The following is a 24,088-nucleotide window of genomic DNA, read 5'->3' as shown; positions in this document are numbered from 1 at the left end:
TATCTTATTCTTAATTTAAGCTTAAATTTATATGCATAGCAGTAGTATAACTTTTTTATGAAAATATAAAATTTCTAGGAGGTATTTTAAATACCATGAAAAGATTATTTTTTAGTTTAAACCTTAGGGGGGGGGATATTGTTCAGTCATATTTTGAGAAAATATTGCATGATATTAAAATTTTTCTTACTCACTATATTTTCCTTAAACTCTTTAGAAGCTGCCACCCAGGCAAATTATGATAAAACTTCTAATGCTTATATTATTAAACAGCACAAATTTAATAATAATGATGTTTATGATTATAATCTTGATACATATAAACTTTTAAGTGGTAAAAACTTCTATGGTCAAATGGCTAGCAATAAAAATCTTTCAAATATTACTTTAATCTATGATAATCCTAAAGATAAGGCTCATTTGAATTTAAATAAATTAGCCTTTAGACAGCATATACTCACTCCAAGTATTAAAGAAGATATTTTTGTAGTTAATGGTTTTCATAGTTTTAGTTCGGTTAATACCGCTTTAAATCAATTAAGCTATATACCTTTTTTAGTTTCAGCCTATACCTTTAATGCAAAAGCAAATAATAATACTCTAGTATTAAAAGCAGGGGAATTATCTTCAGTATATTATTTAAAACCTACCGATAAAGAAGTAATTAATCCTAAAGCTAGTGGCTTAGATAATAAATATAATTTTTTAATCACTCCAGCCATAGCAAGAAAAGGTGAAGCAAGTAATAATACTTTAAATTTCTTAAAAGATGCCTATGTGGATATGGGTGTTGAAAACACCTATACCTTACCTTTAAATGGTGCTCCTTATATTTTAGGTGCTTTTGGGGTTGATGCTAATACTAATAACAATACTGTTATTTTAAATAGCGGCTCTAAGATAGACTTTCATACTACTCCTTATAAACAAAGCACTTTAGGGGATAATATTTTTGATGAGAGAATGACTCATGTGGTAGGAGCTTATACTTATAATGGCAATGCTAAAAATAATAAGGTTATTATAGATGGAGCTTCTTTATTAGTCCATGGTCCAAGTGGAGCATATTCAACATCAGCTGCTACTCACTTAGGAGGAGCTTTTGTAGATGTAAATAACAATCAAAGCTATGAAGTAAGCAATAATAGTGTAATTATTAATGATTTAAAACTAGATTTAAGAGTGGATACTAAAAATACTCCATTAGCATACAATGCTATTTTAGTAGGAGCAGTTTATGGGGGTAGGATTATAGAAGGTAATGCATATAGAAATGTTATTATTATTAAGGATTTACAAACCTTATTAGCATTAAATACCAATATAGAAGTAAAAGCACTCTTAGACTTTTATGCAGGTATAACTAATAATGGTATGGCTAATGATAATGTTATTTATATGAATTTGAAAAAGCCATTTGAAATCAATTTTAATTTTACCGGTAAAGATGAAATCAATCTTTATGGCGGGGTAGCTACTAAAGGAGCTAGTAGAAATAGTATAAATATAGAAGGAAGTATTACTCAAGGAGTAACAGATAAAAAAAGATATGATAAGATTAATATTATTGCTGCGCAAACTCTAAGCTCTAAAGCAAATAATAATAGTATTAATATCAGTAATTCTAATTCTGATATTCCTATGTTTTTATATGCAGTTATGTCTGAAGATGGTAAATATTATGCAAGTAGTGCTAATGCTAATAGTATAGTTTTAGATAATGTAAAATCAGGTAGAAACCTCACTGCTATTATAGAAGCTGATAATTTAGAAAAAAACACTATAAAATATAATATGGTGCAATCTTTATCTAATGCTTCTAATATAGATAAAGGTTCTAAAATCATTTTAAGAGCTAATGAAAATGCTAATGATAATACTTTAAATATTAAAGATTATTCAAGTGCAGCTAGTTCTAATGTATATATTATTAATGCAAAAAATGAAAGCGCTAATAATACTTTTATCTTTGATAATTTAGCCCTAGGTACAGCTTCTGATAAAAGAGAAGGGGAAATAATAATTAGTGCAGGTATAGCTAAGAATACTCATGATAATTATACTCATATAAATAATTTAAATATAGATGAGTATAAAGATGATTCTACTATCATCATAGCAGCTTCTGGAATATATAGTGAAAATGATAAAAGCTATAATAATACTTTATACTTAAGCGGTAATACTAATATTTTTAACAATACCAATATAGAAGTATTAGCAGGAAGTTTTTTACAAACTAAAAAAGATAATAACTTTGTATCAAAAGTTCTAACACATAAAAATGGTACTAATAATCATTTAGTATTAAATACAAATATAAAAGCAAATACTATTAATAACTTTGATCATTATAGCTTTATCTTAAAAGATGATACTAAAGCTTATTTAAATGCTAAAGAAGCTATTCATCTTTCTAAAGATAGTTCTATTAATGTATATACTAACAATAATGTAAAAAATAAAAGCTTTATTTTAATGCAAAGTGAAAAAGGCTTTGTAAATGCAAATAATAAACACTTAAATCAAAAAGACTTACAAAGCTTATTAGAAACTATCACTAAAAACAATCAAAGCTTACATAAAAACATCAAAGCAAAAGTTCAAAAAGCTAAATACACTCTAAGTGTAAGTAAAGATGCAAAAAGCATAGTAGTGAATTTAAATTAAAAAAATAATACACAAAAAGGAGCCAACATGAAAAAACTATCAAATCACATCATACTCTCAGGCATAACTGTATCAATGCTATTTTCTCCACTAATGGCTTTACCTAGTGGAGGTAAATTTACTCATGGGACTAGTGGTAGTATAACTTCTGGCAATGGTCATATGCAAATTAATGGTAATGGAACAAATTCAGTCATACAATGGGGTGGTGGTTTTAGTATAGGTAAGGGTGAAAGTGTAAATTTTAATGGAAGCAATAAAAACTACCTAAACATTGCTCATGGGACAAGTAAATCTACCATAGAAGGTGTATTAAATGCAAAAGGTAATAATGTCTTTTTAATCAATCCTAATGGAGTAATCATTACTAAAACAGGAACTATCAATGCTAATCGCTTTGTGGCTTCGACTTCGTCAATGGGTGATGAGGATATACAAAAGTTTGCAAAGATGCAAAAATTTGATGATGGATTAACTTTTTCACCGGTGTTTAAACCACAAAAAGCAGGCAATGTAGTTAATATGGGTAATATTAATGCTAATGATGTATTACTTATAGGGAATAAGGTCTTATTATATGGAACTTTTGATATTAAAAGTAAAACTTTTAATCAAATTGCAGCTTTAGATAAAGATAAAAAAACAAATATATATTTAGTTGGGAATGAAACTCATGCTGATATTGCTACCTTAAATAATATAGATAAGTTGCATATAACTGCTAAAGATGAAGGTTCTTTATATTTAGGTGCTACGGGATATTATTATAATCCATCTTCTTTTAAAAGTTTTAATTACAAACAACAAGATTATGATAATGCTTTAGATGAAACTGGAAGCAAAATAGAAGTAAAGCATAATAATGAAAAATTTTTAAATAATAAATTTATAGGTATAAGTTCTGATGTGGATTGGTGGCATTTTGCTAAAGGATGGAATGAAAATAAAAGTGATTTTAGCAAAAATATCGAATATAGACTTACTAATAATATAAATTTTAAAGGCAATCAAGGCAAAGGCGAAGAAGGAAAAGATTGGCAAAACTATGCTAATTATTGTATAGATGGTCTTGGTTGTACTTCTATGATGATTGGTGATAATAAAAATCCTTTTACTAAAACATTTGATGGCCAAGGATTTACTTTAAAAAATATTAATATAGAGGCTAACAATAAAAATTATGTTGGTATTTTTGGAAATTTAAGTAATGGGGCTAATATAAAGAATTTCAATGTAGATTATATGAATGGTAATGTTAAAGCAAATACGACAAATTATATTCTTTATACAGGTGGTGTTGTCGGACTTATAGAGCAAGATGCTAAAGTTGAAGACATTGTTTTAAAAAATATCAATGAAATTATAGGCAATGGTAAAGATTATGCTTATGTTGGAGGTTTTGTTGGGGATATTGTTGATGTAGCTAATTTCGATTCTCTACCTATGATAAAAAAGGGCAAAAAATATGAATTACCATCAATACAAAGTAGTAAATTTAAAAATATTACAATTTTAAATATAAACGGTATTCAGGCAAAAAGTGAAGAAGCTTCAAAAGTAGGCGGATTTAGTGGAGCTGTTTATTCCTCCTCACTGAGTCAAAATTCTAGATATGATTTTAATAATATTTTTTTAAATCATATTGGTTATATAGGTGCGGTAACGGATAAAGCAAGTGCTAAATCAGGAGGATTTGTCGGAGAGATTATAAATGTATACAAAAAAAACGAAACTCCAACTTATAATAGCTTTACAGATATTTCTTTAAATGATATAGGATTGATTCAATCTTATAACAAAGGAACATATGATCATTATTTAAACAGCTCTCATGATTTTGAGCAGGATGATTCTTTTGCTAGTGGATTTGCTGCAAGTGCTAGTGGAAATTATTTTGCCGGTATAACTTTAAATAATATAAAAACAATTCAAAGTATATCCAAAGACAAAGCTGAACTTAGCTATTCTTCTGGTTTTACGGCAATATCTGGGTCGAATTACTTTCACAATATTATTTTAAATAATATTGGAGAAATTATTGCTGAAGGAACAGGACATAATAAAGATGGAGCAACAATAGCAACTGGCTTTGTAGGTATGTATAATCCTTTTGATGATTTTTATAATATTTATATTTTTTATACACCTCAATCAAAAATCACAGCATTTCAATTAGAAAAAATTGCAGTAACTGGGTATTTTGATATTGGAGCAAATGATAAAAATCAAAAAACCCATGAAAATATTTTTATGTGGGCGCCTAAAAATTTTTTACAAGGAAAGCATTCTCCGCATATAAAATTTAGTGTGAGAGAATACAGCGATCAAACGCAAGCTTATAAAGAATATAAACAAAAATTGTTAGAATACTCTAATAAGCAATTTTTAAAAGACAATCATAATTATCTTACTTTTGCTTTAAATGAGAAAAAAGATGAACTTAAAGAAGCTTTAGAATTAGATTTAAATGCTATTTTAAACAAAGAAGCTATGCTTTTCAAAGATGATTCTTTTCAAAGTAGTATTGAAAATTATGCTATTAATGATATTGCAAGTCAATATTATAAATTTTATATTAGCTCGCTAGATGATATGCTTAAAGAAAAAGATTATAAACAGATGAGTGAAGATGAGAAAATTGATTTTGTGTCTAAGTATTTTTTAAAAGATAATGAAAACAATAAGGAAGAAGCTTTGAAGATAGTTCAGAGTTTGGAATTTATAGATGCTTATCAAGAAAATGGTTTAAAGGGTGCTAATAAAGAAAAAATTTATCAAAATGAAACTTTTGAAAAATTGTTAGATAATACTGCTAATGTGATTTCTAAAAAAGATTTTATATTCGCTTTATTAAAGAAAGATTTGAAAGATTTTCTTGATAAATCTATAATACTAACAAATCAACTACAAGAAATAAAAACAAAAATTCAAGAAAATGAAAGAGAATATAATGCTTTAGCTAGTAGTGAAAATATTGATTTCAAAAAAATCAATATTTTGGCAGAAAATATTAGCAAATTAAATCAGCAACAAAAAGATATTGTTTCTCAATTGGATATTAGCCCTATAAAAAATAAAATAGAATATACTATCTCAAAAGGAGGTTTTGAAATAATAGGAGATGTTAAGCAAGATATATATACGCCAAAATTAGCACAGCTTGCATTGCAACACGCGAAAAAAGAAATTCCGTGGACAGAACTTCAACCAAGCACTCCAGTGAAAAAAGAAATTCCGTGGACAGAACTTCAACCAAGTACTCCAGTGAAAAAAGAAAAATCTAAAAAAGATTTACCTTTTATAGAAAATAATATTTATTTATCAACTAGCGATAATTTGAAATCAGATGGTGGACTTGTGATAAAAAAAATTAGAAAAGAAAAAGATGTAGATAAGGCTGTCACGAGAAAAAGAGCAGTAACTTGCATAGTTAATGATGGATTTAAAACTATGAATCCTTGTGTAGTAAGTGATATATAAAATATAAATACTAGGTTATCCTAGTATTTATAGTTGTAGATATTATTGAAATTTACTATTGATCAATTCTTAAATTACAATTAATCTAAATCAAGTGTTATTATAAATTAAGGTAAAATCATGAAAAAACTTTCTCTTTGTATTATAGCAATTAGCTCTTTAGTCTATGCTAATAATGGAAGTATCACCATAGCTAAAAATGATATAGAAAAGGTTATAGAACTATCCCCTGATAGAAATCTCCCTCAAAACAAAGCTATCAAAGAAAATCTAAAAACCAAAGATGATTATAAAAAAACTCAAGAAGCTAAAAAAGACTTTGAAGAAAAAAAGAAAGCCTTAAAAGAAAAATTTAATCAAGAAGATAAAACTAATGAGGAAACTAACAATCAAACTAATAATAACACTACCAACCTAAATAACCAAATTAACACTAACACAAACAATGACAAAGCTAACACTAACTCTAGTATAAATAATCAAACAAACAATAATTCTAATTCAACTAATAATAGCTTTAATACCAATAATGCTTCAAACAATCATAGTTTTAATAACAACACTACCAAATTAAACAATCAAACCAATACCAACAATAATACAAGTAACCCAAATAATCAAACAAACAATAGTTCTAATAATAACTCTACTAACTCAAGTAATCAAACTAATACTACCACTACTAAAGAAGTAATAACCAAATACAAATTTATTATCACTAATGAAAACACTAGCTTTGAAAAGCTAGGTATTAAAGAAGAAGATTTACAAATACTCATTAGTGAGTTTAGCACTAGAAAATTTAGCTTGCAAGATTTACAAGATATATCTAATATTATTGCTTATTATTTCCAAGTTAATGGCTATCCTGCTGCAACAGCTTATGTACCCCAACAAGAATTTGAAGATAGTGTACAAATAAACATAGCCTTAGGAACATTAGGTAAGTATATAATAAAGAATAAAACTACTATAAAAGATCATTTTATTGAAAGCAAGCTTAATGAAAGAATCAAAGGTAAAATCATCTCTACTAAATTAATAGAAGATAGTGTATATAAAGTCAATGAAATGTATGGCATTCAAACCCTAGCAGGTTTACAAGCAGGAGGGAATGTAGGAGAAACTGATATAGTTATAGAAGTAGTTCCTGATACTAAGGCTAATGTATTATTATATGCTGATAATTATGGTATTAAAAGTGCAGGGGATATTAGAGCTGGTATTAGTATGGGAATTAATTCTATACTTAATATGGGAGATTATTATAATTTTTACTTACAATCAAGCAATGAAAAACAAATTAACTATGGGGCTAGTTATACTTTCTTTTTAGGAAATTTAAAAATTACTCCAAGTGTATCAAAAGGAAATTATTCTTTAGGTGGAGATTATCAAGAAGTTGGCTTTAGTGGAATTTCAAAAAGTATAGGTATAGACTTTTCTTATCCTGTATGGATTAATACTAATTCATCTTTATACTTTACTTCAAGTATTTATCATAAAACTTTAAATGATAAAGCTTTCGCTTATACACCATTTTCATATATAGCAAATAAAAATTCTAATGTAGGTAGTATAGGTTTAGAAGGTTTATTTAGAGGATTTGAGAATAATACCTTAAGTTATAGTGCTAAGATAAGCATAGGTAAGGTTAATGATGATGGACTTTTTATAGAAGATAATTATTTTAAAAATGAAAGCAAAGGCTTTGGTTGGTTTAGAAAACTCAATGCTAGTTTGAATAATTATTATAGTATTAATGAGTATATTACTCATACTTTAAATATAAACTATCAAAAGGTATTAGGGAATTTTGAATTAGATTCTTCTGAAAGTTCATCTTTAGGTGGAGCTTATGGAGTAAGAGCTTATGATAATGGAGAAGGTAATGGAGATAATACCATAGTAGCTAACTTTGGTATAAGAATAAATATACCAAATACTAATTTTTATTTTACTCCTTTTTATGATGTAGGTTATGCTTGGTATGAAAAAGCTTCAGGGGATAGATTAGCAGATGAGCATTTTTTAGATGCTGTAGGCTTACAAATACTTTATAATAAAGCTAATGAGTATTATATAAAGCTTGATGCAGCAAGAGCAGTTCATCAGTATAAATATGATGATGAACATAGAATGAAATTGTATTTAAGTGGAGGGGTGTATTTTTAACTACACCGCTTTTATAATTAAACACCAAAGAAAATTTCAGGTTTTAATCTAAGCATTAAACAATATGCAGCCAAACTAGCTTGCTCTCTTGTATAGTTTCTATTGCCTTGTATATGAATGCATTCTTGTAAAAAGGTTCCATCTTTATACATAGCTCCTATGTAGATGGTGCCTGCTTTGGTATTTTTATCATTTTCTTCTCCAGCTACCCCACTAAGCGCTAAAGCAAAATCACAATTTGTGGTTTTAAAAACCCCTTTTAACATAAAATAAATACAACGATCAGAATATTCCCCAACACTTTCTAAAGTATCATTGCTCACCCCAAGCCAAGAATTTTTTAAACGATTAGAATAAGTGATCAAAGAACCCTCAAACACATTAGAAATTCCTGAATTTTCAGCAAATTTTGAAGCACAAAGTCCTGCGGTGCAACTTTCTGCAAAGGAAATTTTTAAGTTTTTTTCTAAAAGTTTTTTGGCTATAAATTTAATAGGATCATTTCCTAAAAATACTTTTCCTGCAAAAAGTTTGAAAACCCCTTTTAAAAATCCTTCTAGTTTTCCATATTGACTAGCGCTTGCTCTAATGCAAATGAGATTATCTAATAATGCACTTGAGCAAGTTTGAATTTCAAAAGAAGTAGTAAGTGTGCTAAGTAAGATATTTGCACTCATTTCATCTATATCTAAAAGACAAAAATACGCATAGTCAAGTTCAGGATTTTGCAAAATCAAAGGCAATTTTTGCTCTATATTTATATTTAATAAATTAATATGGCATTGTTCAAAAGAACTTAAAAAGGAATTTTTTTCACGCAAAGCTTTTGAAGGTACTAGGGTATCATTTTCTAAGATTAAAACATCATCATTTAAGGTTGCTATGATTTTAGCTATGGTTGCATAGTATTCGCTAATGCTAAAAATGGTTATATAGCTATATTCTTTAGAAAGTTTTTCAAGTAAAAAAGGAAGTTCTTTATCAGGTTTGTTTATAAATTTTAACTCATGAAGCTCTAAAAACTGCTTTTTGTATTCTTCTTGTATATAACGCATATAATTTTCATTAATAATAATTTCATTGCCTATAATGATGATGAGATGTTTCATGATTTTCCTTTTTTTATTGCGATTATAACAAAAAAATAAGTGCAAATTAAAAGTATTTTAAGTAGAATTTACTATTTTTAAATTTTTCAAGGTGGATTATATGGATTATAAAGATACGCTATTGCTTCCAAATACGACTTTTGCAATGCGTGCAAATTTAGCAGAGCTTGAGCCTAAGCGTTTTAGCAAGTGGTTTGAAAACAACTATGCTTATGAAAAAATGAAACAAAAAAGACAAGGAATAAGCGAGAGTTTTACTTTACATGATGGCCCTCCTTATGCTAATGGACATTTGCATATTGGCCATGCTTTAAATAAAATTTTAAAAGATATCATCATCAAAATGCATTATTTTCAAGGTAAAAAAGTGCGTTTTACTCCTGGTTGGGATTGTCATGGTTTACCGATAGAACAGCAAGTTGAAGTTAAACTTAAAGATAAAAAGCAAAGTTTAAGCAAAAAAGAAATTCGTGAGTTTTGCAGAGAGCATGCGAGAGAATTTGTAAATATCCAAAGAGATGAATTTAAGTCTTTGGGTGTGATTGCTGATTGGGATGAGCCATACTTGACTATGAAAAATGCTTTTGAGGCAGATATTTACAAAGCTTTATGTAAAATCGCTAAAAAAGGACTTTTGCTAGAAAGAAGTAAGCCTGTTTTTTGGAGCTGGGCTGCTAAGAGTGCATTAGCAGAAGCTGAAGTAGAGTATGAAGACAAAGAAGATTATTCTATTTTTGTAGCTTTTGAGCTTGATAAAACTTCCCTTGAAAAGCTAGGTGTAAAAAAAGCTAAAGCAGTCATTTGGACTACCACGCCTTGGACTTTACCGGCAAATCAAGCTATATCTTTAAATCCAAATGAAAAATATGTTATCACTGAAGAAGGTTATATTTTTGCTAAAGCCTTGCTTGAAAATATGATTAATAAAAACTTCACTCAAGGAAAAATTCAAAAAGAACTTTTAGGTTCTGAATTTGAAAATTTAAGTGCTATTAATCCACTTAATCAAAGAAAATCCACTCTTATTTTAGGCGATCATGTTTTAATGGAAGGTGGAACAGGGCTTGTACATACTGCACCAGGTCATGGTGAGGATGATTATTATGTGTGCTTAAAATATGGCATTGAAGTGATTATGCCAGTAGATGATGGTGGGTGTTATGATGAAACACTAAGAGCTAAAGGGCTTTTGCCAGAGCATTTATTAAATGAGTTTATAGGACTTCATATTTTTAAAGCAAATGAGCGTATTTTAGAATTGCTTGGCGAAGCTTTGCTTGAAAGTTCTAAATTTATACATTCTTATCCATTTTGTTGGAGAACACATAAACCGGTTATTTATAGAGCCACAAAACAATGGTTTATCTTAATGGATGAGAAAAAATTAGATGGAAAATCTTTAAGAGAACTAGCACTAGAGCAATTAAATAATGTGAAATTTTACCCAGAAAGTGGGGTAAAAAGACTTAGTTCTATGATAGAAAATCGCCCTGATTGGTGTATATCAAGACAAAGAGATTGGGGTGTGCCTATCGCATTTTTTAGAGATAAAAACACCAAAGAAGTGATTTTTGATGATGATGTTTTAGATCATTTGGTGGGAATTTTTGAAGTAAATGGAGCTGATGCGTGGTGGGATTTAGAAATAAAAGATTTATTACCGCCAAATAGCAAATATGATCCAAATAATTTAGAAAAAGTTTATGATATTTTAGATGTTTGGTTTGATAGTGGTAGCACTTGGGAAGCAGTATTAAACTCAGCAAGATATGATGCAGGAGAATATCAAGCTTCAATGTATCTTGAAGGAAGTGACCAGCACCGTGGATGGTTTCAAAGCTCACTTTTAATTTCTACTGCTATCAATCACAAAACCCCATATAAAAACATACTTACTCATGGCTTTACCGTAGATGAAAAGGGTCAAAAAATGAGTAAATCTAAGGGTAATGTGATTTTACCTCAAAATGTAGCTAAAAATTATGGGGTAGAAATTTTAAGACTTTGGATAATGCTTAGTGATTATTCAACGGACTTAAAAATTTCAGATAATATCTTAAAACAAGTAAGCGAGCAGTATAGAAAGATAAGAAATACTATAAGATTTTTACTTGCAAATACTAATGATATGGAATTTTTAGAAACAAAAAATTTCACACTTTTAGATAAGTGGATTTTAATGCGTGCAAAAGTTGCTTTTGAAGCATGTGAAGCTGCTTTTGAAAAATATGAATTTGCAAAAGGCTTTAGTGTGCTTTTAAATTTCTTAAGTGCGGATTTAAGTGGAATTTACTTAGATGTGTGCAAAGACAGATTATATTGTAATGCAAAAGATGATACAAAAAGAGTAAGCGCGCAAAGTGCCATGGTGTTAATAGCTAGAAAACTTTTTGCGCTTTTAGCTCCAAGTTTAACTTATACCATAGATGAAGCTTTAGAACATGCAAATGTGGCCATTAAAGAAAATGCTAAAGATGTTTTTGATTTGGTATTAAAAAATGGCTTTGATTATGAGTATAAAATCGAAGATGATTTATTTATAAAATCAAGAGAAAAATTCTTTGAACTTGTTGATGTATTAAAAAAAGACAAAATCATCAAATCAACCTTAGAGTTAAGCTTGCAAACAAGTGCAAATGAGCTTTTGAGTGAAGATATTGAAGAAGTAGCTGATTGGTTTATGGTAAGCTCAGTAGAAAGCTTAGATGATAAAGAAACTTTGAGTGAGTTTAAAATAGATGATCATAGTTTTAAAATAGTGCGTTCTTTATTGCACAAGTGTCCAAGATGTTGGAAATTTTTAGCAAAAGAAGAAGAATGTTTATGTCCAAGATGTAATAGTGTGGAAAAAGCAAAAAATGTTTGAGCAAGCTTTACCTTTTAGCGTGGTAGTGATTACTTTATTGAGCTTTTTATTTATCACGCTTTTTTTGTTTTATTTGGTTAAAAAATTTAAGGATAAATAATGGTAACTTTAAAAGAAGCTTTGAAATTTTCAAATGAAGAATTAGAAAATCTAAAAAAAGAATTAAATGAAAAAGCATATCAGCAAAAGCATTTGGGTGCTTATGTAGAGCAATTTTTAAATAAAGACTTAAGCACTTCAGGCACTGGCGTACCAGTAGCTATAAAAGATAATATTAGTGTAAAAGATTGGGAGTTAACTTGTGGTTCTAAAATTTTACAAGGCTATGTAGCTCCTTATGATGCAAGTGCTATTGTAAATTTACGCAAAAATAATTTTGCTCCATTTGGAAGATGTAATATGGATGAGTTTGCTATGGGAAGTACGAGCGCGACTTCTTTTTATGGTAAGACTTTAAACCCACTTGATAATGCCAAAGTCCCAGGTGGAAGTAGTGGAGGGAGTGCTGCTGCAGTTGCTGCGGGGATAGCTTTGGCAAGTTTGGGTTCAGATACAGGTGGTTCGGTAAGACAGCCTGCTGCTTTTTGTGGTTGTGTTGGGTTTAAGCCAAGTTATGGAAGAGTTAGCAGGTATGGTTTAGCAGCGTATTCTTCAAGCCTTGATCAAATCGGAGTTTTAACGCAAAATGTTGAAGATGCTGCGATTTTATATGATGCTATTGCAGGTTATGATGAAAAAGATAGCACAAGTGCAAACATAGCTTTTGAACCAACCGCGCCAAAACTAAATGCAAATAAAAAGCTAAAAATAGCTGTGATTAAAAACTATATAGAACAAACTAATGATGATGTAAAACAAGCCTTATTAAAAACCATAGATATGTTAAAAGCAAATGGCCATGAGATTGTATATAAAGACTTAATGGATTCTACATTCGATGTTGCAGCTTATTATATCATAGCAGCGGCTGAAGCAAGTGCAAATTTAAGCCGTTATGATGGCGTAAGATATGGTAGAAGAAGCGAAAAATGTGACAATCTTAGCCAAATGTATGTAAATAGTAGAAGCGAGGGCTTTGGAGAGGAAGTAAAAAGAAGAATTTTACTAGGAACCTTTGTTTTAAGTAGTGGCTATTATGATGCATACTACATCAAAGCACAAAAGGCTAGAAGATTTATCAAGCAAAAATATGAAGAAATTTTAAACGATTGTGATTTGATTTTTATGCCAGTTGCTCCAAGCGTTGCTTTTGGTTTTAACGATATAAAAACTCCAGTGCAAATGTATTTAGAAGATGTATTTACTATTTCAGTGAATTTAGCAGGACTTGGTGGCATTAGTGTGCCAGTAGGAAAAAATGAAAATGGACTTAGTATTTCTGCTCAACTTATATGTAAAGCTTATGATGAGCAAACTTTATTAGATGGTGCTTTGAGCTTGGAAGAAATTATCAAAAACAAATAAAGGAAAAATTATGAAAATCATAAAACGCGCTTTGACTTTTGAAGATGTTTTACTAGTCCCTCAATATTCTGAGGTTTTACCTAAAGAAGTAGATATTAAAACAAGACTTACAAAAAATATCACCTTAAATATGCCTTTGATTTCAGCTGCTATGGATACAGTTACTGAACATAGAGCAGCTATTATGATGGCAAGGCTTGGTGGCATAGGGGTAATCCATAAAAATATGGACATAGCTTCACAAGTTAGAGAGATAAAAAGAGTTAAAAAAAGTGAAAGTGGCGTGATTATGGATCCTATTTATATAGGGCCTAAAGCAAGTGTTAAAGAAGCGCTAGAACTCATGGCTGAATATAGAATTTCAGGCGTTCCTGTGGTAGATGAGAATAAAATTTTAATAGGAATTTTAACTAATCGCGATTTAAGATTTGAAACTAACTTTGATAATTTAGTAGAAAATGTAATGACAAAAATGCCTTTAATCACTGCTAAAAAAGGCTCTACTTTAGATGATGCAGAAAGGATTTTCTCTACTAATAAAGTAGAAAAACTTCCAATCGTAGATGAAAATAATCGCTTAGAAGGTTTAATCACTATAAAAGATTTGAAAAAACGCAAAGAATATCCAAATTCAAATAAAGACGCCTATGGAAGATTAAGAGTGGCTGCAGCCGTGGGTGTGGGTCAGCTTGATCGCGTAAAGGCTTTAGTAGAAGCTGAAGTTGATGTTATAGTAATGGATAGTGCGCATGGGCATTCTAAAGGGATTATTGATACATTAAAAGCAATTAAGGCTGAATTTAATGTAGATGTGATAGTAGGAAATGTTGCAAGTGCTAAAGCAGTTAAAGATCTATGTGAAGCAGGTGCAGACGCTGTTAAGATAGGTATAGGACCTGGTAGTATTTGTACCACTCGTATTGTTTCGGGTGTGGGTGTACCTCAAATTTCAGCTATAGATGAATGCGCAATAGAAGCGAGTAAATACAGCGTGCCAGTAATCGCTGATGGGGGTATAAAATACTCAGGCGATATTGCAAAAGCTATCGCAGCAGGAGCAAGTAGTGTGATGATAGGTTCACTTTTAGCAGGAACTGATGAGAGTCCAGGTGAGTTATTTACTTATCAAGGAAGACAATATAAGAGTTATCGTGGCATGGGAAGCTTAGGTGCTATGCAAAAAGGTAGTTCAGATAGATATTTCCAAGAAGGTACAGCTCAAGATAAACTTGTACCTGAAGGTATTGAAGGTAGGGTGCCTTATGTAGGAAGTATAAAAAGTGTAGTACATCAACTTTTAGGTGGGCTTAGATCTTCTATGGGTTATGTAGGTGCAGTAGATATCAAAGCTTTCCAAGAAAGAGCTGAATTTGTAGAAATCACAGCAGCAGGATTAAAAGAAAGCCATGTGCATGATGTAACTATCACTGCTGAAGCACCAAATTATAAGGTGAGTAATTAATGGAATTTGAAGATCATATCAAACAAGCCGAGCTTTCTTTGGAAAAACTTAATGATAAAGATTTGGACCTTAAAACTTGCGTAGAAATTTATAAAGAAGGTTTAAAAAGTATCAAGCAAGCAAGAACTATGCTTGAAAATGCTAAATTAGAAATCGAGCAAGTAGATGAGTAGTGTTGTAGCTTTACAATTTCCCACTTTGGCTTTGAGTGAATCAAGGCTTGATTATTATCTAAAAGCTGCTAAGGAAAGTGGTGCGAATTTGGTGGTTTTGGGCGAGTATGTTTTAAATAGCTTTTTTAGTGAGCTAAAAACTATGCCAAAAAGCATGATCAAAGAACAAAGTCAAAGCAAAAAAGCAAGCTTGATAAAACTTGCTAAAAAATATGATTTAAATATTATTGCACCTTTCATAAGTGTTGAAAATGATGGTTTAAAAAAACTATGCTTAAAAGTAGGTCCACAAAATGTAAAAGTGTATGAGCAACAAATTTTAATGCCTTATGCACACTGGAATGAAGAAAAATTTTTTAACAATAAAAAAGCTGATAAGCTTAAACTTTTTACTTTCACACATGAGGGCTTAAAATGTGCTTTGCTTTTTGGCTTTGAGGCACATTTTGATATCTTTTGGCAAATGATCATGAAAAAAAAGATAGACTTAGTCATCATTCCCACAGCTAGCACCTTTGAAAGTAATCAAAGATGGCTAGAACTTTTAAAAACAAGAGCCTTTTTAAACTCAACAAGCATTTTAAGGGTTAATCGTATAGGTAATTTAAAGCAAGAAAATGAGTGGAAATTTTATGGAGATAGCTTTTTTATTAATGCTTTTGGCGAAGTGCAAGAGCAACTTGGCGATCAAGAAGAAATGCTTGTAGTGGAAGTTAGTAAGGCAAATGAAGCTAGAAATTTATGGGGCTTTGATAAGCTTGTGAAAAATTATGAAGAATAATATTTTTAACAAGAAAATATTATTAAAGGAGTATAATGAGAAAAATTTTATTACAAATTCTTTCTTTTAGTTTTATTTTTATGGGAATTTTTGCTTTAGTTAGGTTTTTGATGATAAAAAATTTAACTAATGAAAGTGAAAATAGCTTAATGGTATATGTGTATGGACTAGGTCATGATATGAGAACCTTTAGTGCCATTTTTTTTACCTCTATTTTTGTGTGGTTTATTTTCTTATATAAGTTTGGTTTTTAAAGATAGAAAATATCACGCTACGGGGGGGGGTAATCGCTAAATTTTATATTTATCTTTCTAGTTTTTATGTAGCTTTTATAGCTTTTGTTGTTTTAATTTCTGCGTTTATACATTATTATTACTTTCAACTTTATGCAAGCAAAATTGATATTTTTATTTTTGGTTTAAAAGATGATGATACTAAGGCAATATTATCTATAGTCTTTTCTGATTATCCTATCATAAAAGCATTGCTAGTAGCTATAATTTTTAGTATATTTTGTTTTTATCTTAATATTAAAATTCTTAGCTTAAAATTAGAGACTATTAAGCTAAAGCTAGTATTTTTTGTTTTATTAAACATTTTACTAATTTATGCTTATGTTGTGGCATTAAGAGGATATTTTACTTATAATGCACTAAGAGCTTCAAGTTATGAATTTAGCACTATAAAAGCTTTTAATGAAATTTCTACAAATCCCTTGATGGCTTTTTCTTGAGCATATAAAGAGTATAAAAATCAACAAGAATTTAAAAGTGTAGATATAAAACAGCTTAATCAACTAGAAGAAAAACTTTTTCCTATGTTTGATACTACTTTGACACATCAAAGTCATGCTAAAAATCATATTTATATTAACATCATGGAAAGTTTTGGTTTAAATTTAGCTGAGTTTAGCACTGAAAACACCAATCTTTTGGGAAATTTAAAAAACATTTTGAACAAGATATTATTTTTACTAGATTTTTATCTAGTGGAAATAATACTATAGAAAGTTTTAATCGTTTATTTTTTTTAAGTCCAAATATTATTTCAAATGGATTGTATCAAAAAAATTAGTCTTTACACCTTTGCAAATTTACAAAAATGCAGGGTATAAAATAATTTTTGTTTATAGCGGTAATACTTCTTGGTATAATCTTGGAAATTATTTAAAAAATTAAGGTGTAGATGAAATTATAGATAAAAATACACTTATGCAAGATTTTCCACAAGCTAGAAAACAAAACATAAATACGGTATAGCTGATGAGTTTATGTATAAAAAAATATATTCTATATTTGAAAATGCTAAAAATCCTACGCTTGTTATTTCTCTTAGTATTTCCACTCATAGACCTTATATACATAAAAGCAGAACACAACTTATTGATGAGAACGCTTTAGATGAAAAAATATTAAGTCAATTTATTATCAGTGATTCTATAGGTGCTTTAAATGCTTATGCGTATGCAAATGATGAATTTGGAAAATTTTTAGATCGCATAAAAGAAAGTAGTTTTAGGGAAAATATTATTGTTGCTGCCACAGGAGATCATAGATTTAGAGATATTAAGATGGATATAAAATCCCAAAAAGCTTTTGCTTATAGTGTACCTTTTTATTTATATCTTCCAAAGTATTTGAAAAATGATATTTATTATGATAAAAGCTGTGTGGGTTCGCATAAAGATATTTTTCCAACACTTTATAGTCTTACTCTTAGTGATACAAAATATTTAAGTTTAGGAGGAAGAAATATGTTAGCACCTGTAAAAAATGAAAAGTTAGAATTTGGTTTTAATGAGCTTGTTTGGATTGATCAAAATGGAGTGTATAGTGGAGATAATGGTTATTATTTTGAAAATAATACTAGTATAAAAGACACAAATAAGGCTTTTGAGCTAGATTTATATCATAAAAAATTTTCAAAAAATTATAAAGAGTTGTTTTAAAAGCAATTAAATTATAGACTAGTCAATCTCAAAACATCAAATAATAGCGAGTAGATTTTATCTCTAAGGGCTTTTTATATTTTATTTTTAGTAAACAAATGATAGAATTTTGCCTTAAATTTTCAAAAAATTTGAGGCAAGAATGCAAAAAATTCATTTTATAGGTATAGGCGGTATTGGAATTTCAGCTTTGGCGAGATTTTTAAAAGAACAAGACTTTAAGATTAGTGGTTCTGATATCAAAGAAAGTAAAATCACAAAAGAATTAGAAAAAGAAGGTATAAATATAAAAATTCCTCATCATAAAGACAATGTCAAAGATGTGGATTTAGTGGTGTATTCAGCTGCTATCAAAGAAGATAATGAGGAATTAATCAGTGCAAAAAAACAAAACATCACAACGCTTTCAAGAAAAGAAGCCTTGCCTATGATTTTAAAAGACAAAAGAGTTTTTGCGGTTGCGGGAGCCCATGGTAAAAGCACGACTTCAAGCATTTTAGCAAGCTTGATAGAAGCTTCTGTTATTATTGGTGCAGTGCTAAAAGAAAGTGGCACCAATATGCTTTATAAAGAAAGCGAAAATCTCATTTTTGAAGCTGATGAGAGTGACAGTTCTTTTTTGAACTCAAATCCTTATTTAGCTATAGTGACTAATGTTGAAGCAGAACATTTAGATCATTATGAAAACGATCTTTCAAAATTATACAAAGCTTATGAAGACTTTTTGCGTTTGTCTAAAATTCAAGTGATTAATGCTGAAGATGAGTTTTTGTCAAGTTTAAATTTAAATAATGCAAAAAAGCTTTACCCAAGCAAAGATATCACAAATATTTATATGAAAGTGGAAAATTTTAAGCCAAAAACCTATTTTACGCTTAAAGATTTAGGCGAATTTAGCGTTTTTGGTATGGGTGAGCATGTGGCGATGGACGCTGCTTTGGCTATTTTGGCTGCGAGTGAATTTATAAATATAGAAGAGCTAAGAACTAAGCTTTTAAAATATCAAGGGATTAAAAAAAGATTTGATATTTTATTTGCAAATGAAAATATGGCTTTGATTGATGATTATGGGCACCATCCAACAGAAATCAAAACAACACTTAAAGCAGCAAATGAGTATGCAAGGCTAGCTGGATATAAAAAAATCATAGCTATTTTTGAGCCTCATCGTTATACGCGTTTAAGTGCAAATATAGAGTATTTTAGCGAGGTTTTAGCAAATGTTGATGAGCTTTATATTTTACCTGTGTATGCAGCAGGAGAAGCTAAAATAGAGATTAATATGCAAAAATACTTTCCAAAAGCTAAATTTATAAAAGAAATCAAAAGAGAAGAAAGTGCTATTTATCTTGATGATGAGTTGATTGAAAATGGCTTGGTAATTGGTTTTGGTGCAGGAGATATAAGCACAAAGCTTAGGGGTAAGTATGTTTAAGATTTTTTTATATGTCTTAGCTTTTTTTGCGATTTTACTTTTTTTCATTTTTTTGCGTAAAAAAATAGGCAAGATTAGTAATTATCTTTTGATTTTAGTGTTGATTTTGATGATTGCCTTTGCGATTAAATTTGAGTTAAGTGCCACAAGAAGTGGGGTTTTGAAAAAAGAAACACTCAATGCATTTTTACAAGGACAAAGTCTAATTTGCAAAGATGTTAATGTCACTAAAGAGTATTTTAACTTTGAGTATGGAACGCAAAGTTTTATTTCAAATGGTAAAAATAAACAATTTAAAGCCTATGTTTTTGATATAAAAGATTGCAAGGTAGATAAATAATGCAAGAGCAATTTTTTAAAAAGCTAGATTTAGATGGCTATATAGAAGACTTTAGGGGACTTTTTGCAAGAGATAAAGAAATTTTTTTACAAGGTGATAGCAAGCTTCATTATAAAAGAATCAATGAGCTTTCGCTGATTGATTTTAATCCTCCACCTATGATAGAAGAGCTAAATGGTGCTTTAACTCATCTTAGCAAGCAAGGAATTTTACATTTAAGCCAAAGCTTTGAATTTATTAAAATCTGTATGTATTTTAGATACTTAAAGGGCTTAAAATTTGAAGAAAGTTTAAAAGAATGGCTTTTAAAAATAGAAATTCCACAGGCTATTTTAGAGCTTTTTGAGTATTTTGATGAAAAGGGTGAGATTAAAGAAAGTGTTGATGAAAGACTTGTTAATCTAAATTTAGCTCTAAAGATAAAAAAAGAAAGCTTGATAGCTGAGTTTAAAAAACTCGCATATACTAAAAATCTTAGTGCATATTTGATCGATACGCAAATCCATCTTATCAATGGTATGGAGGCCTTGCTTTTACGCGGTGGGTTTAATCATGTCTTAAAAGCAAAAATCATAGGTAGAAGTAGTGGCGGTGGATTTTATGTGGTGCCTTTAAGCGTAGAAAAAATCCAAAGTCAAATAGATGAAATCAAAGATGCTAAAGAAGAAATTTTTTATGAGTATGCTAAAAAAATCAGCTTGATTTTTTATAAAAATTTGATGTTTTTGAAATTTATCAATAATGCTTTTGATTTATTTGATCATTATAGCGCTAGAGTTTTGATGGCTAAAAAACATGATTATGAGTTTGTTTTAGCTGATAGTTCTAATAATTTAAGCTTATATAACTTCGCACATCCGGCTTTAAAAAATGCAAAAAGTGTTAATATAGAGTTTAACAAAAAAGTTTTAATCATCACGGGTGTAAATGCAGGTGGTAAGTCTATGCTTTTAAAAGGAATTTTAAGTGCAGCTTTACTCGCAAAGCATTTGCTTCCTATGAAAATTAACGCACAAAAAAGCCAAATAGGGAATTTCAAAGAATTTGATGCGATTTTAGAAGATCCACAAAATGTAAAAAATGATATTTCTACTTTTGCAGGAAGGATGTTGCATTTTTCTAAGCTTTTAGGTAAGAAAAATGTTTTATTAGGGGTTGATGAGATAGAGCTTGGAACAGATTTTGAAGAAGCTGCGTGTTTATATACTGAGCTTATTTCTAAGCTTTTAGAACAAGATAATAAAATCATCATCACAACCCACCACAAACGCCTTGCTATGCTTTTGGCTAAAAATTCACAAGTAGAACTTATCGCTGCTTTGTATGATGAGGAATTATCACGCCCAAAATATGAGTTTTTAAAAGGCACTATAGGCAAATCTTATGCATTTGAAACGGCTTTAAGATATGGCATAAGTGCAAATTTAGTGCAAAATGCTAAAAAGCTTTATGGAGAAGATAAAGAAAATTTAGAAGAAATGGTAAGTAAAAATATCAATCTTGAACTTTCTTTACGTAAGAAAAATGAAGAACTTGAGAAAAAAGAAGCCAAAGTAGATGAAATTTTACTTTCACTCAAAGATCAAAAAGAAAAAAACGATCAAGAATTTAAAAAGCTTATTTCTAATTTAGAATTTAAATATCACAAAGCCATAGAAGAAGCTAAAAAAACGATAAATCTAAAAGATATTAAAGAAAAACAAAGAAATTTAAACAAAGCCAATGAACTTAAAAAAAGTATTGTTTTACCAAGTATGGAGCAAAATGAAGAGCTTAGAGTAGGGGATTTTGTTAAATATGAAAAAATCAAAGGTAAAATCACTGCAATTTCAAAAAACGATGCGATGATTCAAAGCGATGGTTTGAGTTTGCGTGTGCCATTAAAGCTTCTTAAAAAAAGCAATCAAAACCCTACACAAAAGGTAAAATCAAGTGTCAATATAACCCGTCCAAGTGCTTTGAATATGACTTTAGATTTACACGGCTTAAGAAGTGATGAGGCGCTTGAAAGATTAGATAAATTTATCTCTGATGCTTTGATAGTGGGTTTTGATGAGGTGATAGTTTATCATGGTATAGGCACAGGAAAACTAGCTTTTGCGGTAAAAGAGTTTTTAAAAGCCCACAAAAGTGTAAAAAGCTTTAATGATGCTCCGATTAATCAAGGTGGTTTTGGTGCTAAGGTGGTTAAATTATAATTTATTAATCCTATCTTGATCACTATCACCTTTAAAAAATGCATAGTTTTTATTATTACATTTATATGCAAAATAGATATCTTGATTTTCTTTAATAAAAGGTTCAAAATAATTTGTAATCACTTCTTTATTTTTTTCTATAAATCCCATATTTGTAATTTTTGAAAAATCGTTAATATAGCAAAGAAAATCAATATATTCATAATCATTTTGTATTAAAAATTCTTGAAAAAGACTATAAATATTTTCTGTAAAATTACCTATAAAATCAACTATTCTAATGCATTTTGCTTGAAGTATTTTTACTTCTCTTGTAACAAAAATACATTTTAGTGTAGATTTTTCAAATATTCCCAAAAATTGATATTTGTAAAAAGGGTTGTTGTAGTATCTGTTTATAAAGTATTTTTTGGATTTATAAGGTATAAAATTAAATTTAATATTTGATTTTATGAATTCTTCTGCATTTAAAATTTTATATGTAAAATTAATATTTTTTAAGTTACATATCGATGGAGAATTTGCAAAATCAGCCATATAAAAAATATTTTTTTTATCATTTTTAATATAAAAATGCTTAAGTGGTTCTATTTTATCATATAAAAAAAGTTTATAATATTTTATACCATACTCTGATAATCCAGCATTTCCAATTGATTTTGGTGTTAAAGTTTCTAGTAGAAATTTAATTAATACTAATCCAAATGTAGGTTTAATGCTTTTCCAAATTCCAAACCATAAATCTTTGTTGGCTTCGAGTTTATCATCATATTGACTAAGTAAGGTAAAGCCTAATATAGATTGAATAATATTATCTTCTAATCCCAAAACAATATTATACCTTTGGTTGTATTTATCTAAATACTGAAAATCAAGCGCTTCTTTATTATAGGCAAATACATGATTTTTATTCCAATGATTTTTTATAAATTCCATTATTTTGTTTGCTTCTTCTAATTTTGCAAAACGGATTTCAACCATAGTTAGCCTTTCCATATATAAACTCATTGCAATCATACCTATGAAGAGCAAAAGGATTATTGATTAAGTCTTTGTAGTTAATATCTTTTGAAGGTATGGAGCTAAAAGCAAAATCAAAATTATATTTTTTAAGCCATCTTTTTGCATAAGAGGTGCTTTCTCCATAGGGATAAGAAAATATTTGTATTGGTGGTTTTATAAAAGAGTTTAAAAAATTTATAGAGGATTTTAGCTCATATTTTTGGTTATATATGTTCAATGTTTTAAAGCTTAAATGGGTAAAGCTATGGCTAGCTATCAACATACCATTATCACTCATTGTTTTCAATTCATTTTTACTTAAATATAAATTATCAAAAATTTCATCATCATTCCAAAAATTTGTAATAACTTGATCTAAAATTTTTTCTTTATATTCTGGTTTTATAAAATAATTAAATAAGAGTTTAAAGTCTTTTGTACTTTTATCATCATCCAATTCTTGATAATAGTTTTTAAAAAGTTTTAAAGAAGATCTTTTTAACATGCTTGGTTTTATAATATTATAGGCAGTGTTTAATAAAATCCCCCCCCCCATTTTTCCAAGTAAATAATGTATTCTATGAACATCTAGTGCTTTTTTCTGTTTAAATATACGAGTAGGAACAAAAAATATACCAAAAAGCTTTCTTTTTGTAAGTTCGTTAAAGACATAATTATAATGATCTTTAAGTCCATCATCAAAGGTTAATAGAATTTTGTTTTTTAATTTATTACAAAATAATGGATTTTCTTTTAAAAATAAAAATTCTTCAAGGTTTACAAATCCAAATTCTTTTTCAAAAAAATCTAATTGTTTTTTAAAATTTTCAATATGTAAATATCTAAAATTAGGTAATTTTTTTACTTTTTCTCTTATGTAGTGATACATTATTATTTTCATAATTATCCTTTTTGGATATTATATCAAAGCTATCTTTAAAAAATAAAACTTAAATTTAATATTTTTTTGTTACTCTTTTAAACA

18 protein-coding genes are annotated in these 24,088 nt (G+C 28.9%); 15 read left to right on the top strand and 3 right to left on the bottom strand.

The window, feature by feature from the left end:
- Window positions 1-168: 168 nt before the first annotated feature.
- The 3 genes from L8X38_RS02375 to L8X38_RS02365 all read left to right on the top strand — a co-directional run bounded on the left by L8X38_RS02375 (window position 169) and on the right by L8X38_RS02365 (window position 8,325).
- A complete protein-coding gene (locus tag L8X38_RS02375; RefSeq protein WP_263661189.1) occupies window positions 169-2,670 on the top strand; it encodes a hypothetical protein in 2,502 nt (833 codons plus the stop codon).
- Between the two features lie 27 nt (window positions 2,671-2,697).
- The gene (locus L8X38_RS02370) at window positions 2,698-6,150 is read left to right on the top strand and encodes a filamentous hemagglutinin N-terminal domain-containing protein (protein ID WP_263661188.1); all 3,453 of its coding nucleotides are present in this window, start codon (window positions 2,698-2,700) and stop codon (window positions 6,148-6,150) included.
- Between the two features lie 120 nt (window positions 6,151-6,270).
- Window positions 6,271-8,325: a ShlB/FhaC/HecB family hemolysin secretion/activation protein gene (locus tag L8X38_RS02365; protein ID WP_263661187.1), complete on the top strand. Its 2,055-nt coding sequence runs from the start codon at window positions 6,271-6,273 to the stop codon at window positions 8,323-8,325.
- A 17-nt stretch (window positions 8,326-8,342) separates the two neighbouring features.
- Here L8X38_RS02365 and L8X38_RS02360 read toward each other — a convergent pair whose 3' ends face one another.
- Entirely contained in the window at window positions 8,343-9,434 is a 1,092-nt protein-coding gene (locus L8X38_RS02360) for a CinA family protein (protein WP_133319790.1), read from the bottom strand.
- Window positions 9,435-9,534: 100 nt separating this feature from the next.
- Between L8X38_RS02360 and ileS the strand changes: the two genes are divergently transcribed.
- The 12 genes from ileS to L8X38_RS02300 all read left to right on the top strand — a co-directional run bounded on the left by ileS (window position 9,535) and on the right by L8X38_RS02300 (window position 22,101).
- Window positions 9,535-12,300 (top strand): isoleucine--tRNA ligase, encoded by a 2,766-nt coding sequence (gene ileS / locus L8X38_RS02355; RefSeq protein ID WP_263661186.1) that lies wholly within the window; start codon window positions 9,535-9,537, stop codon window positions 12,298-12,300.
- A 99-nt stretch (window positions 12,301-12,399) separates the two neighbouring features.
- The gene (gatA, locus tag L8X38_RS02350) at window positions 12,400-13,764 is read left to right on the top strand and encodes an Asp-tRNA(Asn)/Glu-tRNA(Gln) amidotransferase subunit GatA (RefSeq protein ID WP_263661185.1); all 1,365 of its coding nucleotides are present in this window, start codon (window positions 12,400-12,402) and stop codon (window positions 13,762-13,764) included.
- A gap of 10 nt (window positions 13,765-13,774) precedes the next feature.
- The gene (gene guaB, locus L8X38_RS02345) at window positions 13,775-15,226 is read left to right on the top strand and encodes an IMP dehydrogenase (protein ID WP_133319793.1); all 1,452 of its coding nucleotides are present in this window, start codon (window positions 13,775-13,777) and stop codon (window positions 15,224-15,226) included.
- A complete protein-coding gene (xseB, locus tag L8X38_RS02340; RefSeq protein ID WP_039628709.1) occupies window positions 15,226-15,399 on the top strand; it encodes an exodeoxyribonuclease VII small subunit in 174 nt (57 codons plus the stop codon). The genes guaB and xseB overlap by 1 nt, the downstream gene beginning before the upstream one ends.
- Window positions 15,392-16,180 carry a carbon-nitrogen hydrolase family protein gene (locus L8X38_RS02335; RefSeq protein WP_133319794.1) on the top strand — a complete coding sequence of 263 codons (789 nt, stop codon included), beginning with the start codon at window positions 15,392-15,394 and terminating at the stop codon, window positions 16,178-16,180. Before xseB ends, L8X38_RS02335 begins: the two co-directional genes overlap by 8 nt.
- 35 nt (window positions 16,181-16,215) lie before the next feature.
- Entirely contained in the window at window positions 16,216-16,434 is a 219-nt protein-coding gene (locus L8X38_RS02330) for a hypothetical protein (RefSeq protein ID WP_263661184.1), read from the top strand.
- Between the two features lie 230 nt (window positions 16,435-16,664).
- Window positions 16,665-16,913 carry a hypothetical protein gene (locus L8X38_RS02325; RefSeq protein WP_263661183.1) on the top strand — a complete coding sequence of 83 codons (249 nt, stop codon included), beginning with the start codon at window positions 16,665-16,667 and terminating at the stop codon, window positions 16,911-16,913.
- 84 nt (window positions 16,914-16,997) lie between these two features.
- A complete protein-coding gene (locus tag L8X38_RS02320) occupies window positions 16,998-17,186 on the top strand; it encodes a hypothetical protein (protein WP_263661182.1) in 189 nt (62 codons plus the stop codon).
- Window positions 17,187-17,450: 264 nt separating this feature from the next.
- On the top strand, window positions 17,451-18,128 hold the full coding sequence (locus L8X38_RS02315; protein WP_263661181.1) for a hypothetical protein: 678 nt from the start codon (window positions 17,451-17,453) through the stop codon (window positions 18,126-18,128).
- A gap of 142 nt (window positions 18,129-18,270) precedes the next feature.
- Window positions 18,271-19,563: a UDP-N-acetylmuramate--L-alanine ligase gene (gene murC, locus L8X38_RS02310; protein WP_263661180.1), complete on the top strand. Its 1,293-nt coding sequence runs from the start codon at window positions 18,271-18,273 to the stop codon at window positions 19,561-19,563.
- A complete protein-coding gene (locus tag L8X38_RS02305; protein ID WP_263661179.1) occupies window positions 19,556-19,903 on the top strand; it encodes a hypothetical protein in 348 nt (115 codons plus the stop codon). Before murC ends, L8X38_RS02305 begins: the two co-directional genes overlap by 8 nt.
- Window positions 19,903-22,101 (top strand): endonuclease MutS2, encoded by a 2,199-nt coding sequence (locus tag L8X38_RS02300; protein ID WP_263661178.1) that lies wholly within the window; start codon window positions 19,903-19,905, stop codon window positions 22,099-22,101. Before L8X38_RS02305 ends, L8X38_RS02300 begins: the two co-directional genes overlap by 1 nt.
- On the opposite strand, the gene L8X38_RS02295 is transcribed toward L8X38_RS02300, so the two are convergent.
- The gene (locus L8X38_RS02295) at window positions 22,096-23,109 is read right to left on the bottom strand and encodes a hypothetical protein (RefSeq protein ID WP_263661176.1); all 1,014 of its coding nucleotides are present in this window, start codon (window positions 23,107-23,109) and stop codon (window positions 22,096-22,098) included. The two genes, L8X38_RS02300 and L8X38_RS02295, sit on opposite strands and share 6 nt — an antisense overlap.
- Window positions 23,075-24,004, bottom strand: a complete 930-nt coding sequence (locus tag L8X38_RS02290) for a polysaccharide deacetylase family protein (protein WP_263661175.1) — start codon at window positions 24,002-24,004, stop codon at window positions 23,075-23,077. Before L8X38_RS02290 ends, L8X38_RS02295 begins: the two co-directional genes overlap by 35 nt.
- Window positions 24,005-24,088 lie beyond the last annotated feature (84 nt).

Origin of the sequence: Campylobacter sp. CNRCH_2014_2452, from assembly GCF_025772865.1 — a bacterium.
In the GTDB taxonomy this organism is placed as follows: domain Bacteria; phylum Campylobacterota; class Campylobacteria; order Campylobacterales; family Campylobacteraceae; genus Campylobacter_D; species Campylobacter_D lari_D.
Note: the sequence above shows the minus strand (reverse complement) of the source record. Positions and strands in the feature narration are given on the sequence as shown.

Coding starts and splice junctions, on each gene's coding strand:
- L8X38_RS02360 (WP_133319790.1), bottom strand. CDS start 9,434: ATGAAACATCTCATCATCATTATAGGCAATGAAATTATTATTAATGAA.
- L8X38_RS02315 (WP_263661181.1), top strand. CDS start 17,451: ATGTATAAAAAAATATATTCTATATTTGAAAATGCTAAAAATCCTACG.
- gatA (WP_263661185.1), top strand. CDS start 12,400: ATGGTAACTTTAAAAGAAGCTTTGAAATTTTCAAATGAAGAATTAGAA.
- L8X38_RS02330 (WP_263661184.1), top strand. CDS start 16,216: ATGAGAAAAATTTTATTACAAATTCTTTCTTTTAGTTTTATTTTTATG.
- L8X38_RS02305 (WP_263661179.1), top strand. CDS start 19,556: ATGTTTAAGATTTTTTTATATGTCTTAGCTTTTTTTGCGATTTTACTT.
- L8X38_RS02370 (WP_263661188.1), top strand. CDS start 2,698: ATGAAAAAACTATCAAATCACATCATACTCTCAGGCATAACTGTATCA.
- murC (WP_263661180.1), top strand. CDS start 18,271: ATGCAAAAAATTCATTTTATAGGTATAGGCGGTATTGGAATTTCAGCT.
- L8X38_RS02335 (WP_133319794.1), top strand. CDS start 15,392: ATGAGTAGTGTTGTAGCTTTACAATTTCCCACTTTGGCTTTGAGTGAA.
- L8X38_RS02375 (WP_263661189.1), top strand. CDS start 169: ATGATATTAAAATTTTTCTTACTCACTATATTTTCCTTAAACTCTTTA.
- xseB (WP_039628709.1), top strand. CDS start 15,226: ATGGAATTTGAAGATCATATCAAACAAGCCGAGCTTTCTTTGGAAAAA.
- L8X38_RS02295 (WP_263661176.1), bottom strand. CDS start 23,109: ATGAGTTTATATATGGAAAGGCTAACTATGGTTGAAATCCGTTTTGCA.
- L8X38_RS02320 (WP_263661182.1), top strand. CDS start 16,998: ATGTTTGATACTACTTTGACACATCAAAGTCATGCTAAAAATCATATT.
- L8X38_RS02365 (WP_263661187.1), top strand. CDS start 6,271: ATGAAAAAACTTTCTCTTTGTATTATAGCAATTAGCTCTTTAGTCTAT.
- ileS (WP_263661186.1), top strand. CDS start 9,535: ATGGATTATAAAGATACGCTATTGCTTCCAAATACGACTTTTGCAATG.
- L8X38_RS02300 (WP_263661178.1), top strand. CDS start 19,903: ATGCAAGAGCAATTTTTTAAAAAGCTAGATTTAGATGGCTATATAGAA.
- L8X38_RS02290 (WP_263661175.1), bottom strand. CDS start 24,004: ATGAAAATAATAATGTATCACTACATAAGAGAAAAAGTAAAAAAATTA.
- guaB (WP_133319793.1), top strand. CDS start 13,775: ATGAAAATCATAAAACGCGCTTTGACTTTTGAAGATGTTTTACTAGTC.